9 protein-coding genes are annotated in these 13152 nt (G+C 70.9%); 6 read left to right on the top strand and 3 right to left on the bottom strand.

Features of this window, described 5'->3' with window-relative positions; all coding sequences use genetic code 11:
- A complete protein-coding gene (locus tag AUV07_RS16805; protein WP_082803024.1) occupies positions 1-1329 on the bottom strand; it encodes an alkaline phosphatase family protein in 1329 nt (442 codons plus the stop codon).
- 288 nt (positions 1330-1617) lie between these two features.
- Here AUV07_RS16805 and AUV07_RS16800 point away from each other — a divergent pair, with 288 nt between their 5' ends.
- On the top strand, positions 1618-3837 hold the full coding sequence (locus tag AUV07_RS16800; RefSeq protein ID WP_082803023.1) for an outer membrane protein assembly factor BamB family protein: 2220 nt from the start codon (positions 1618-1620) through the stop codon (positions 3835-3837).
- Positions 3838-3856: 19 nt separating this feature from the next.
- On the opposite strand, the gene AUV07_RS16795 is transcribed toward AUV07_RS16800, so the two are convergent.
- Entirely contained in the window at positions 3857-4831 is a 975-nt protein-coding gene (locus AUV07_RS16795; RefSeq protein WP_062637884.1) for an Lrp/AsnC family transcriptional regulator, read from the bottom strand.
- 167 nt (positions 4832-4998) lie between these two features.
- On the opposite strand from AUV07_RS16795, the gene AUV07_RS16790 reads away from it, so the two are divergent.
- Genes AUV07_RS16790 through AUV07_RS16770 form a run of 5 tightly spaced genes read left to right on the top strand, consistent with a single transcriptional unit; the run spans position 4999 to position 11765 of the window.
- Entirely contained in the window at positions 4999-6375 is a 1377-nt protein-coding gene (locus AUV07_RS16790; RefSeq protein ID WP_197462169.1) for an ABC transporter substrate-binding protein, read from the top strand.
- Positions 6372-7334 (top strand): carbohydrate ABC transporter permease, encoded by a 963-nt coding sequence (locus AUV07_RS16785; protein WP_062637880.1) that lies wholly within the window; start codon positions 6372-6374, stop codon positions 7332-7334. Before AUV07_RS16790 ends, AUV07_RS16785 begins: the two co-directional genes overlap by 4 nt.
- The gene (locus tag AUV07_RS16780) at positions 7331-8200 is read left to right on the top strand and encodes a carbohydrate ABC transporter permease (protein ID WP_062637878.1); all 870 of its coding nucleotides are present in this window, start codon (positions 7331-7333) and stop codon (positions 8198-8200) included. The genes AUV07_RS16785 and AUV07_RS16780 overlap by 4 nt, the downstream gene beginning before the upstream one ends.
- Entirely contained in the window at positions 8197-9585 is a 1389-nt protein-coding gene (locus AUV07_RS16775; protein WP_062637876.1) for a Gfo/Idh/MocA family protein, read from the top strand. The genes AUV07_RS16780 and AUV07_RS16775 overlap by 4 nt, the downstream gene beginning before the upstream one ends.
- Positions 9582-11765, top strand: coding sequence for an alpha-N-acetylglucosaminidase (locus tag AUV07_RS16770; RefSeq protein ID WP_062637874.1), 2184 nt, complete (start codon positions 9582-9584; stop codon positions 11763-11765). The genes AUV07_RS16775 and AUV07_RS16770 overlap by 4 nt, the downstream gene beginning before the upstream one ends.
- Here the strand turns inward: AUV07_RS16770 and AUV07_RS16765 are convergent.
- Positions 11728-13149, bottom strand: a complete 1422-nt coding sequence (locus tag AUV07_RS16765) for an MFS transporter (RefSeq protein ID WP_062637872.1) — start codon at positions 13147-13149, stop codon at positions 11728-11730. The two genes, AUV07_RS16770 and AUV07_RS16765, sit on opposite strands and share 38 nt — an antisense overlap.
- Positions 13150-13152 lie beyond the last annotated feature (3 nt).

Here is a 13152-nt window from a genome sequence, read left to right as displayed (position 1 = left end):
TCAGTGCGGTCGGAGCGCCTCGACGAGGACGCGCCCTTGGGCAGCGGAGGGCGCGTCGAAACCCAGCAGCGCGGCGACCGTGGGGGCGATGTCGATGTGCCGCGGACCCTGTGCGACATGGTGCGGACGCACGCCAGAACCAGCGAGCGCGAGCACGGTGGTCATGGTGCGGGACACCCCGTGCACCCCGGACACGCCGTCCGACGGCGCGGCGCCGAGGCTCCAGCCCTCCTCGGGCTCGATCACCAGCTCGCCATACTTCTCCGACATGTGCATCGCCTGCTGATCGGCCTCGTCGTACACGGCAGCGACGTGGGGAAGTGCGGAGACCGCGGCCTCGATGGCGGGAACAGCCGCCGGGTCTCCCGCGGCCTCCCCGACGAGGTGCAGGGAGCCCACCCCTCCGACCACGATCACCGCATCCGTCTCGGGACGCGGTGACTGTCCGGCCGTCAGCATCTCCGCCTGATACCCGGCTCCGGCGATCGCGGCGAGCAGCTCGTTCCGCATGCCTTGCGTGAAAGTCTCCATGCCGTGGTCACCCGTCACCACGAACGCCGTACGCCCGAAGATCCCGGCATCCTTGGTCGCCTGCACCAGCCGTCCGATCTGCGCGTCGATCTCGGCGATCGCTGCCGGCATGTCCGGAGCGTCCTTGCCGTCGGCGTGGCCCAGGGCGTCGAGGCGGTCGCAGTAGACAGCGATGAGGTCGGGGATGCCGGCCATCTGCACCGCGGTTCCCGCACTCATGACCGGCTGGCCCTGCAACACGGCGACGGCGTCGTCCGTGCGGCGTGCGCAGTCCCCGCCGGGCTGCGTGTACAGGCCGGCGGGGTCGCCGAACGCGGTGCCGTGGTTCTGCACGATGAACCACTGGGACGACAGCACGGTTCCGCCCTGGGCCCTGATCGACTCGGCGATGGTCGGTACCGCCAGATCCCGCTGCTGCCCGACCGCCGTCCCCGCCACGGGATCGAAGAAATAGGCCGCGTTGTCGTGGGTCTCCGGCCACGCGCCCGTCGCGATCGACGACCAGGATGGGTTCGTGATCGACGTCATGACCCCCGTGGACTCACTGATCGCGCCGCGGGTGGCGAGTGCGCGGAGGTTCGGCATCGCACCTCCGGCCAGATAGTCCGGATCGAAGCCGTCCAGCGCGATGAGCACCACGTGATCGGCGAGCGGCGGACGCTCCCCCGGTCCGCCCTCGGGAGTTCCCGGGGCCGCGACCGCCGGGCCGGCAACCGCCGCCGCCCCCACGGTCACCGCCGCGGCGAGCAGTCCGAGCCCGCCCACCGTCCGCGTTCTTCTCCCCGTCGCGAATCCCATGCTGATCCTCCTCACGTCGCCGGACCGGCGTCCGTCGCCGCCCCTGCGACCGACGGTGTCCGGTTCCCCGGCGGGGGATCAAGCGGCGGACGTCCGGGCGCAAGAGATCGTCCATACCACCGGCTCCGGTGAGCGAATCGGGCACGATACCGGTCGCGCGGATGGCCGATTTCTTGCGAGCCGCCCCGCGTCGATGTCGATCCATCGCATTCCCCTCCGCGCGGGGACCGGCCGGGACCCGGTCCCGCTTGGGTGCTGCGGAGACGCCCACGACGAGGAGGAGCGGACATGGAGAGAACGGCAGGAGCGAGGCCCCCGGCGCAGACGCCGCTGACCAGGCGAGGATTCCTCGGCCTGTCCGCGGCCGGGATCATGCTCGGAGCGGCGGGCGGCTGGGGACCGTGGCCCGGCGGGAGCGTCGGCGCCGCCGCCGCGGACGACGAGACTGCGGGCACCCTGCGGTTCGCGGTCCTGACGGACACGCACGCCAACGAGGACGAGGCCGAGCGGATGGCGAACCTCCGCCGCATCTTCGACGCGATCCAGGCCGAGGATCCCGCCTTCGTCCTGCACTGCGGAGACATCACCGACTACGGCAGCGACGGCTCGTTCGCCGCCTACCGCGACCTCATCCCGGCCGCGCTCTGGGGACGCCTGCGCCACGTCCCCGGCAATCACGAGATCCGCTGGGACACCAGTGCGCGCCGCCGTTTCCGGCACTGGTTCGGCCCCACCAGTTACGGCTTCGACGCCGGCGACGTGCACTTCCTCGCGCTGGACCCCACCCAGCTGCTGCAGGAGCCGGGGCTTTTCGGCGATGGCCTCGCCGCGATCGAGGAGGAGTTGCGCGCGGCCGGCGACCGTCCGTCCGTCCTCTTCCTGCACTATCCGCTGGGCGGCGCGAACTACTACGTGAACGACACGGACGCGCTGCTGCGCACCCTCGCGCCCTTCCCCGTGCGCGCGATCTTCGCCGGCCACCGGCACCTCAACGAGATCGATCGCTTCAACGGCCTCACCCAGGTCACGACCAATGCCGCGCGCCCCGGCCCGTTCTATCTGCGGGTCACCGAAGGACGAGGGCAGACGGGGCGCACGCTGCTCGTCGAGCACGTGACGCTCGGCGCGACCGATGCCGCCGCGCCGACGGTCGAGACGCTCACCGAGATCCCCCTGGACGCGCCGTCCGCCCCCACCGCGCCGATCCACATCGCACCGCGGCCCGGTACGACGGGGATCGCCCTCACCGCCGTCGCCACCGGCGCGGCCGTGGCCGTCGATGCGCGGCTGCACCCGCAGGCCGTCTTCGGCGCACGCGATGAGAGCGCCTGGACGCCACTCACGGCCCGAGGGCGCTCCTGGCACGGCACCGTCGACCGCGCCGGTGCCGCCCCCGGGCGTCACCGCGTGCAGGTCCGTGCCGTCGACGGCGCGGGAGCGCGACGAGAGGAATGGGCGGAGGTGGAACTGCCCGGTCCCACGCGGGCCAGGCCCGCCTGGGAGCTCGTGATCGGCGGCCAGATCCAGGGCGCGCTCGCGGCGCGAGGGGCGACCGTCGTCGCGTGCTCCACGTCGGGTCGAGTGACGGCCGTCGACGCAGGCGGACGCGGCCGGCCGCGACCGCGGTGGACCGCCGACACCGGCCCCATCCATCGCGGCGCCGCATTCACGCCCGACGGACGACTCGTGCTCGTCCCGAGCGCCGACGGCCTGCTGCTCGCCCTCGACGCCCACACCGGACGCACCGTCTGGACCAGCCGGTTCCCGAAGCCCGTGCTCACCACGCCGCTCGTCGCCGCCGACGACGGCGGCGCGACCCGCGTCCTCGTCTCCGCCGAGGACACGCTGCGCTGCCTCGACAGGGACGGCACCACCCTGTGGGAGGCGCCGGTGCCGGTCCGCACCGCCGGACGTGCCGCCTGCGACGGCGAGCGCGTGTTCGTCGGGGCAGGCGACGGCCGCGGCTACGCCTACGATCTGCGCACGGGCGCCGTCCTCTGGTCGGTACTCACGACCGACCGCCCCGATCGCTACCGCCAACTCATCTACGGGCCGTGGGACGACTGGGTCGAGGTGCTCTCGACCGGGGCCGTCGTGTTCAGCACCGTCGTGGACGCGATCGCCGTGGACCCGCGCACGGGTGCGGTGATCTGGCGCACGCCCGGCAGTTACATCTTCGCGCCCGCACTGCCGCTCCCCGACGGCGGGCTCCTCCTCACCTCGGAATGGGGAGTCGTCGCCATCGTGGATGAGACCACCGGGGCCGTGCGATGGACAGCTCCGGCGGTGCCCCGGGCCGTCAATGCCGGCCCGGTGATCGACTCCCGCACGGGGACGGCCTGGCTCGTCTCGGTCGGCGGGCTGCTCGCCGAGATCCGGCCGGCCGATCGCAGCGTCGTGGTGGATCGTCAGCTCTTCACGGCGAACACGTTCTCGACCCCGGTCCTGGCCGCTGACCGGCTCGTGGTCGGCGCCCAGGACGGCGTGCTCCGCGCGTACTCCCTGTGAGCCCGCTGCGGTCCCACCGTCACACGGAGGGACCGCGAAGGAGCCCGGCGCGTTTGACGGACCGCAGGGCGACGGCCACATCCGCGTGCTGGAGTCCCGGTAGGCCGCCGATCGTCGCGGAGATGAACTCGTAGAGCGCCGCGTCCGACGCGAGAGCGACCTCGCCGCAGAGATTCCGGTCGCCGGTCGTCGCCGAGATCATCAGCACGGACGGATGCTGTGCCAACATCTCCCCCACGCGCCCCAGCTGCGTCGGGTTCACGCTGAGGGAGACGAAGGCGTTCACGGGCAGCCCCACCGTCTCCGGGTCGACCACCGCGCGCATGCGCAGCGCCCCCGACGCCAGCATGGCCTCGGTGCGTCGCCGGACCGTGACCGGGCTCGCCTCGCACCGCACGGCCAGTTGCTGCCACCCGAGCCTTCCGTCGGTACCCAGCGCGTCGGCGATCCGTGCGTCGAGCGCATCGAGCCGCACCGGGTCGCCGGGAAGCGGGTCCTGCCAGGGGTCCAGACGCTGGGAGCGTAGCTGCGCGGCGATCTCCTCGGGCAGCAGCTCCGGCAGCCAGCTGTGTGGCGTCGCGAACCGGCGCACCACTTGGTTGCTCCACACCGCCAGCACGCCGTCCAGCGACGGCAGCTGTTCGAGCGTGATCGCGAGCAGGTGGTCGTTGGAGGTGTAGTTGATCTCCGCGATGCAGTCGACGCTCCCCGTGACGAGCTTCACGGATCCGCACTCCGGCCAGGCCGCCAGTCTCAGCGCCGAGCGGTTCCCGTCGCCGGGACGACAGCGGAGCCGCACGAACAGCGACCGCGAACGCGCCGTGGCCTCGCCGTCCAGCACACCGATCGCCCGCACGGCGCCGTCGCCGATGAGCCGGGCGACCCGACGCGAGACTGTCGCCTCGGACGTGAAGACCGCGTCGCTGATCTGCGCGTTCGTGGCACGAGGATTGGCCATCAGAGCGCCGATGATGCGACGGTTGAGGTCATCCACAGACCGTACGTTACCTGCAGGCTGACCGTTTCAGAAGACAATCTCTTGCATGACAGTCGCGAATCTCACCTGAATCGCTCGCACTGCGGGAAGATCACAGCATCGCCGCGGCATCGTCGCCCGGCGGTTCTCCCGGCGCCTGGCGCCACGACCCGAGGAGTGTTGACGTGACCCGTTCGTCAGTGCCGCGCATCGCGGCTCCCCTTGCGACTCTCGCCGCACTGTCCCTGCTCGCCGGTTGCTCCGCCCCGACCGACGACACCTCGTCTGGTGACCGGAGCATCGTTTTCTGGACGCCGCAGACCACGCCCGAGCGACTCGCCGCACAGGAGGCGGTGGCCGACGCCTTCACGGAGAAGACCGGTATCGCCGTGGAGGTCGTGCCGATGGCGGGCGCGGACCAGGACCAGGCACTCGTAACCGGAGCGGCCAGCGGCGATGTTCCCGATGTGATCCTGCACGCCTCCACGCAGACCGGTGCCTGGACGTCGCAAGGCCTGCTCGACACCGCAGCGGCGAGCGCCGTCGTCGACGGCCTGGACCCCACGACGTTCAACGAGAACGCCCTCTCCGCCGTCACCATCGACGGCGAGGTCTCCGCCGTGCCCAGCGACGGCTGGTCGCACGTGATCGCCTACCGCGTCGATCTGCTCGAGGAGGCCGGGGTCGCGGTGCCGACGTCGGTGGAGGAGCTGGCCGCTGCCGCGACCACGATCAAGGAGGAGCTGGGGATCACCGGACTGGCGTTCGGCACCCAGGCGGGAACCGCGTCGGCGACCGAGGGCATCCAGTCGCTGTTCCAAAGTGCCGGCTGCGAGCTCGTGGAGGACGGCGAGGTCACCGTCGACTCGGCGGCCTGCACCGCCGCGGCCGAGCAATTCCTCGCGCTGCGCAACTCCTCCACGGCGGGGGACTTCGACGTCACCAGCGCGCGGGCCGCTTACCTCAACGGCGACGCGGCGATGCTCCTGTTCTCCACGCACATCTTGGACGAGCTGGCGGGCCTGGATCCCGCGACACCGGCGACCTGCCCCGAGTGCACCGATACCCCCGACTTCTTGGCGCAGAACACCGGGTTCGTGACCGCGCTCGGCGACGAACCACGCCAATACGGTGCCGTCCTGAGCTACGGCATACCCACCGGTGCCGACGGGGAGGCCGCGCAGGAGTACATCGAGTTCGTGCTCGACGAGGGCTACGCCGATACGCTGGGCGTCGCCACCGAGGGACGCATCCCGCTGCGCAACGGCTCCGCCGACGACCCCGAGGCCTTCGCCGCGGCCTGGGGCGGGCTGGGCATCGGACCCGCCCACGACCGGACGTCGGCCGAGATCTACGGCGACGAGTTCGTCGACGGCATGAGCGAGGGCATCAACTCCATCTACCTGTGGGGCATGGGCACGGATGACGCCACCCTCGCCGGGCTCGTGTCCAGCCAAGGCGTGCTGGCGAACCAGATCGAGGCGCTGTACAACGGCACCCCCGCCGCCGAGGTCACCGCCGCGATGAAGGCGGCCGTCGAGGAGGTCAAGGCGGGCCTGTGAGCACGACACCTCTGGATCATCGCCGGGAGCGGGAGCGTCATTCCCGCTCCCGGCGGGACGGCCGCAACGGCCTCCTGCTCACCGCCCCGACATTCCTCGTCATCCTGCTGGCATCGATCATCCCGCTGCTGCTGGTGATCGTCTTCGCGTTCAGCGAGGTCCGCCTCGTCGACATTCCCCGCCTCGGCTCCGAGCCGATCGAATGGACGCTCGACAACTTCCGCCGCGCGCTCGCGAATCCCTCATTCTGGCAGGCGCTCGGCACGACGCTGCTCTACTCCACTCTCACCATGGTGGGGTCGGTGGGGGTCGGCCTGGTGCTCGCCCTCGCTCTGCGCCGACCGTTCCGGGGTCGCGGCCTCGTTCGGGCGCTGCTCCTCGTGCCCTACGTGCTTCCCCTCATCGCCGCCGTCACGATCTGGCAGACGATGCTCAACCCGCAGTACGGCTTCGTCAACGCGTTCGGCCGGGAGGTGCTGGGCTGGGATCAGGCGATCGGCTTCCTCAATACGTCGTCCGCGCAGGTCTTCGGCGTCACGGTGCCGCTGTCGCTGCTCGTCGTGGTGGCGTTCGAGATCTGGACGTCCGCGCCCCTCGCGTTCCTCTTCCTCACCGCGCGGCTGCAGGGCGTCTCGCCCAGCATCGAGGAGGCCGCCGCCCTGGACGGGGCCAAGCCTCGACAGATCCTGTGGAGCATCGTGATGCCGCAGCTCAAGGGCGTCATCCTGCTGCTCTGCCTCCTGCGCTTCATCTGGACGTTCCAGAGCTTCAGCGAGGTGTACCTGCTCACCGAAGGAGCGGGGGGCACGCAGCTCATGGCCCTCAAGGTATACACCGAGCTGGTCACACGCGCCGACATCGGCAGCGCCTCCGCGTACGGCCTCCTCATGTCGGTGGTCCTCGTCGCCCTGCTCACCGTGTACGTCATCGCCACCCGCAGAAAGGTCGACACCGAATGACCCGCCGTCGCTCCTCGCTGCGCCCGAGCCGTGCCGCAACCGCGGCCCGGGTCGTGCTCATCGCCGTCGCGCTCGTCGTCGCGATCGGACCGGTGCTGTACGGGTTCGTCCTGTCCGTCCGGCCGTACTCGTCGATCGTCCAGGCGCCGCTCGATCTGATCCCCGCGCTGGACGAGCTCGACTTCTCTGGCTACACCACGGCCATGCTCGACCCCGACCAGGGCGGCTTCGGCCTCGGACGTTTCGTGCTCAACTCGCTGCTCGTCGGGCTGGGCACCGTGGTCCTGTCGGTCCTCGTCTCGATCCTCGGCGCCTATGCGGCCGCCCGGTTGCGCTACCGCGGCCGTCGAGGGATGAACGCGATCATCCTCGCGGTGTACCTCTTCCCAGGCATCGTGCTGTCGGTGCCGCTTTTCGTGCTGCTCGCCCGCGCCGGCCTGACCGGATCGCTGCTCGGCCTCTTCCTCGTCTACGTGGCGACTACGGTGCCCGTATCGATCTACATGCTGCGCAATTACTTCCAGGCACTGCCGGAGAGCGTGGAGGAGGCGGCGATCGTGGATGGCGCCTCTCTACCGCAGATGCTGCGGAGCGTGGTGCTGCCGATCGCCCTTCCCGGTGTGGTCGCGACCTCGATCTACGTCTTCATGATCGCCTGGAACGAGTACTTCTACGCGCTGCTCTTCCTCGTGCGCGACCGCACGCTGTGGACGGCTCCGCTCGGCATCTCGCAACTCGCCGACTTCAACGTGCCCGTCACGGCCCTCCTCTCCGGCTCGATCGCGGTCACTGTCCCCATCGTCATCCTCTTCTTCCTCGCGCAGCGCTATCTCGTCGAGGGACTCACGGCAGGAGCCGAGAAATGAGCGCACCAGCACGACCGCAGCGGATCGTCATCATCGGCGCCGGCGGCCGCGGCCGCGACGCCTACGGCCGCTGGGCGATCGCCCACCCCGATCGCGCGACCGTGGTCGCCGTCGCCGACCCATCGCCCGAGCGCCGGGAGGCGCTGGCGGACGAAGCCGGCGGAGCGCGCACCTATGACGACTGGCGCGCCGTCGTCGCCGATCTCGCCGTGCTCGACGCCGACGCCGTCGTGATCGCCGTGCCCGACCGGCTGCACGTGGATGTGGCGATCGCCGTGGCGGACGCAGGCCTGCCGTTCCTCCTGGAGAAGCCTGCCGCCCCGGATTTGGAGGAGCTGCGCCGGCTCGCGCAGCACGCTCGGCGGACGTCGTCGTCCCTTGCGATCGGTCACGTGCTGCGCTTCACTCCCTTCTGGCGATCGGTCAAGGCGCTCCTCGACTCCGGCGCGATCGGCCGCATGATGACCCTCGAGATCCGCGAGAACGTCGGCTACTGGCACTTCGCGCACTCGTATGTGCGCGGCAACTGGCGCAATAGCCTCACCTCGGGTCCGATGGCGTTGACGAAGACCTCGCACGACCTCGACCTCATCCGCTGGCTGGTGGGTGCACCGCCGGAGAGCGTCTACAGCGTCGGCGAGCTCAGCTGGTTCCGCGCGGAGAACGCTCCCGCCGGCGCACCGGCTCACTGCGTCGAGGGATGCCCTGTCGCACAGAGCTGCCCGTTCTTCGCCCCTCGCTACTACGTCGACGCCCTCGCCGGTGTCACGGGGCACCCGGTGCATCTGCTCGGCCCTGACACGTCTCCCGAAGGACGGATGCGCGCGCTCCGAGACGGCGACTACGGACGATGCGTGTATCGCAGCGACAACGACGTGGCCGACCACCAGCAGACGACGATGCGCTTTCGGGCCGGGGTTACGGCGACGCTGACCGCCTCGGCCTTCACCGCCGAGAACACGCGTCACCTGACCATCACCGGATCGGCAGGGCAGCTCTCCGGGCACATGGAGGACGGCGAGATCGTGGTCGACCTCTTCTCCCCGACTGCGCGAATCCCGGAGGGACTGCCGCTGGACTCCCACGTGGTGCGGCCGAAGTCGCCGCTCGCGCACGAGCGCCACACGTTGCGGGTGACGCTCCCGAACCCCGATCTCGGCGATCACGCCGGGCACGGGGGCGGGGACGCCGGGCTGATGGCCGCCTTCGTGGAGGCGGTGCGCCTGCGTACGGTCGGTGCCGGCGAGCTGTCGTTCGAGACAGCCCTGGACAGTCACCTGATGGCATTCTGCGCCGAGGAGTCACGGCGCACGGGAGCGCCCATCGATTTCCCCACGTGGAGTGCCGAGTTCGGGGGGCGACCCCGCGGTCGGCAGCGCGCATGAGCGGTGCGGCGGCGATGCGGCGGCTGATCGCGCGTATCGGCGGCGACGCGTCGTCGGTGCGGATCGAGGACGACCCGGGAGGGGAGCCGGGCACGGCCTCCTTCTCTGCGCAGGATGGCGTGCTGACGCTCCGCGGCCCGGATACCCCCGCCCTGGCGAGCGCCTTCGCGCGGGCGCTGCACGCGCGCGGAGAGCGGATCACGTGGGACACGCCGCACCTGAAGGGCGTACGCGGACCGTGGCCCGACGCCGACACGACCACACTGCGCACGCCCTTCGGCATCCGCTACTACCTGAACGTCGTGACCCACGGGTACTCGACACCGTACTGGGACTGGGCACGCTGGGAGAGGGAGCTCGACGGTATGGCGCTGCACGGCGTGACCCATCCGCTCATCCTCACCGGGTATGAGGCGGTGCTCGCCGAGACCTTGCGGCGCGCGGGCGTCGACGACGGCGACGTGCGGGACTGGATTGGCAGCGCCGCGCACCTGCCGTGGCTGTCGATGGGGGGCCTGCACGGCTTCGGCGGTCCCCTGCCCGCACGCTGGGACGAGCGGCGGCTCGACCTCGCGCGCCGGATCCTCGCACGAGCGCGGGAACTCGGGATGACGCCCGTGCTCCCGCTTCCGGGGGGACACGTCCCGCCGACGATCGCAGGACCAGACGCCGCGCAGATCGAGTGGCAGGGGTGGCGGACGCCGATGCTCGATCCCGCCTCCGCCGCGTTCTCGCGTTTTCTCCGACTGTTCCTCGACGTCCAGCGCGAGATGCTCGGCGATCCCGGATCGGAGCCGGTCTACGCGGTCGATCCGTACATCGAATCGCTTCCCCCGTCCGCCGATCCGGACGATCTGGCGGCGGCCGGGGCGGGTGTGCACGCGGCGATCTCCGACGTCTACCCCGCGGCGACATGGCTGCTGCAGGGCTGGCCGTTCCACTATCACCGGGCATTCTGGACGCCGGCACGGGTCGCCGCCTACCTCTCACGCGTCCCGCACGAGCGCCTGCTGCTGATCGACCTGTGGGGTGAGCACGCGCCGATGTGGCGCGACGGCATGCACGGACGGCGCTGGCTGTGGACGGCAGTGCACAACTTCGGCGGCCGGTTCGCGCTCTTCGGCGATCTCCGCGGTCTGGCCCGAGACATCGGCGAGCTCCGCCGGGAGCAGCCGGACCGTCTCGAGGGCATCGGTGTGGCACCGGAGGCGATCGAGAACAACACCGTCTTCTACGAGCTCGCGGCCGACCTCGTGTGGAACGACGTCGATGTCGACGCCTGGCTTGCCGCGTTCGCCACACAACGGTACGGCGTGGACGTCGCTGCTGCGCGGGAAGTCTGGCGGCTGCTCGGATCGACTCTCTATGGACGAGGGCGCACCCGTTCCATCCCGTCGCCGGTATTCGCGCGACCGTGGAGCGCGGCGCTGCCCTTCGCCGCGCAACGCCTGGCGGGCGAGGCACTGCCCGCCGCCCCCGCGCGCATGTCGGCGAACATCGACGCAGAGAACGACCCGTCGGTCCTCGCCGACCTTCCGTTGATCACCCGCGCCGCCCGGTTGCTCGTTGCACTCGACGTCCCACCGGAGCGCCGCTCCGTGCGCGCGCGGGATGCCGTCGAACTCACCGGTCATGTGATCGCCCAAGGAACGCGACGGCGGATTCGTGGCGTGCTGCGAGCCTTCACGGCCGGCGACGCGGCGACGGTACGGCGCGAGGGAGCGGCGCTGCACGCCGACCTCCTCGCCCTCGACCGGTTGGCCGCCACCCGGCCCGAGTCTCGGGTGTCCACCTGGATCGCGCAGGCCCGCGCCTGGGGCGACACCCCGTCGGAGCGCGACCGGATGGAACGGGACGCCCGCAGCCTCGTATCGGTGTGGGGGCACCAGGACAGCGGGCTGCACGACTACTCCGGTCGGCACTGGTCCGGACTCATCCGCGCGCTCTACGCCCCCCGTTGGGCGGCCTGGGTGGCGTGGCTGGCAGATGCGGTAGACCGCGGCGTCGAGCCAGACGAGGAGCGGCTGCACCGGACCATCGAGGAGATCGAGGAGCGCTGGCGGAACGGGCATGGCGCCGGCGACGACGACGCGGAGGACCCGCTGGCCGTCGTGACGGAACTGCTCCCGCTCCTCGCCTCCTTCAGCCGGAGTGCTCCTCGGCCCTGTCCTTCGGCATGAACGACGCCGCCAGGAGGGTGAGCACCGCGGTCACGGCGACCGCGACGAACACCCACACCGACGCGTGGACGATCGTGTCGGGGTCGTCGGGTCCCGCACCCTGCGCGATGACCGCGTTCGAGATCGCCCCGAACACGGCCACGCCCACGGCGCTTCCCGCTGACCGTGCGAACGCATTCATCCCGGTCACCGCGCCCCGCTCGCCCCAGCCGACCGAGGCCTGTGCGGCGATGAGGGTCGGGGCCGCACTCCACCCGAGCCCGAAGCCGAGGAGGAACGCGATGCCGGCGACGACGAACGGGTTCGGCCAGGAGGCGACGGCGGCGAGCGCGATGGCCGCGAGGGTCGTGATGCTCATGCCGATGAGCGTGGTGCGACGGAAGCCGATGCGCAGGTACAGCCGTCCGGCGTTCGCGGCGGCGAGCGGCCAGCCGAGGGTCAGAGCGGCCACCGCCAGACCCGACAGCAGCGGGGCGATCCCCAGGGACCCCTCGAGGTAGGCCGGGGCGAAGCTGGTCACGCCGAGCATGAGGGCCCCGATGCCGAGCGAGACCAACGTGGTCGTGAGGATGAGCCGACGGGTCACGAGCCGGAGATCGACGATCGGCTCCGCCACCCGGCGCTCGACGAACCCGAAGGCCCCCAGCGCGACCACCCCGATCCCGAAGCAGAGGGCACTCGGCACGGACAGCCACGCCCAGGCGTTCCCGCCCTCCAGCATGCCGAGGATGAGCGCGGTCAACCCGATGGTGAGCAGCACCGCGCCCCCGTAGTCGATGCTGTGCCGCTGGGTCTGCTTCTGCTCCTTGTACGTGCGCAGCAGCATCCAACCGGCGACCAGGCACAGGGGCACGTTGATCCAGAAGATCCATCGCCAGGCGTCGAGCTGGGCGAAGATGCCGCCGAGTGCGGGGCCCACCACCGAGGAGATGGCCCAGACGCTGGCGACGTATCCCTGCACCTTCGCGCGTTCGGCAACCGTGTAGATGTCGCCGACGATGGTCATCGACATCGGCGCGACGGCACCGGCACCGATGCCCTGGACGATGCGGAAGACGATCAGCGCCGGCATGCTCCAGGCGAACCCGCAGAGGACGGATCCGAGCAGGAAGAGGGCGATGCCGAGCAGGATGATCGGCTTGCGGCCCACGGTGTCGGCGAACCGCGAGTAGATCGGCACGCTCACAGCCTGCGCCAGCAGATACACGGAGAACAGCCACGGGAACTGCTGGTAGCTGCCGAGGTCGCGCACGATGCTCGGCACCGCGGTCGCCAGGATCGTGGCGTCGATCGCGATGAGGCCGGTGGCGAGCATGAGCGCGCCGAGGATGGGTCCCCGCTCCGACCGGAGTCCGATGGAGGCGCGGTCGACGGAGGCAGTCACTCC

This window comes from Microbacterium sp. CH1 (genome assembly GCF_001595495.1).
In the GTDB taxonomy this organism is placed as follows: Bacteria; Actinomycetota; Actinomycetes; order Actinomycetales; family Microbacteriaceae; genus Microbacterium.
This window is presented reverse-complemented; position numbering and strand designations above follow the sequence as displayed.

What these genes read in the sequence shown, in the direction of transcription:
- AUV07_RS16805 (WP_082803024.1), bottom strand. Translation starts at nt 1,329, where the DNA reads ATGGGATTCGCGACGGGGAGAAGAACGCGGACGGTGGGCGGGCTCGGA.
- AUV07_RS16800 (WP_082803023.1), top strand. Translation starts at nt 1,618, where the DNA reads ATGGAGAGAACGGCAGGAGCGAGGCCCCCGGCGCAGACGCCGCTGACC.
- AUV07_RS16780 (WP_062637878.1), top strand. Translation starts at nt 7,331, where the DNA reads ATGACCCGCCGTCGCTCCTCGCTGCGCCCGAGCCGTGCCGCAACCGCG.
- AUV07_RS16775 (WP_062637876.1), top strand. Translation starts at nt 8,197, where the DNA reads ATGAGCGCACCAGCACGACCGCAGCGGATCGTCATCATCGGCGCCGGC.
- AUV07_RS16770 (WP_062637874.1), top strand. Translation starts at nt 9,582, where the DNA reads ATGAGCGGTGCGGCGGCGATGCGGCGGCTGATCGCGCGTATCGGCGGC.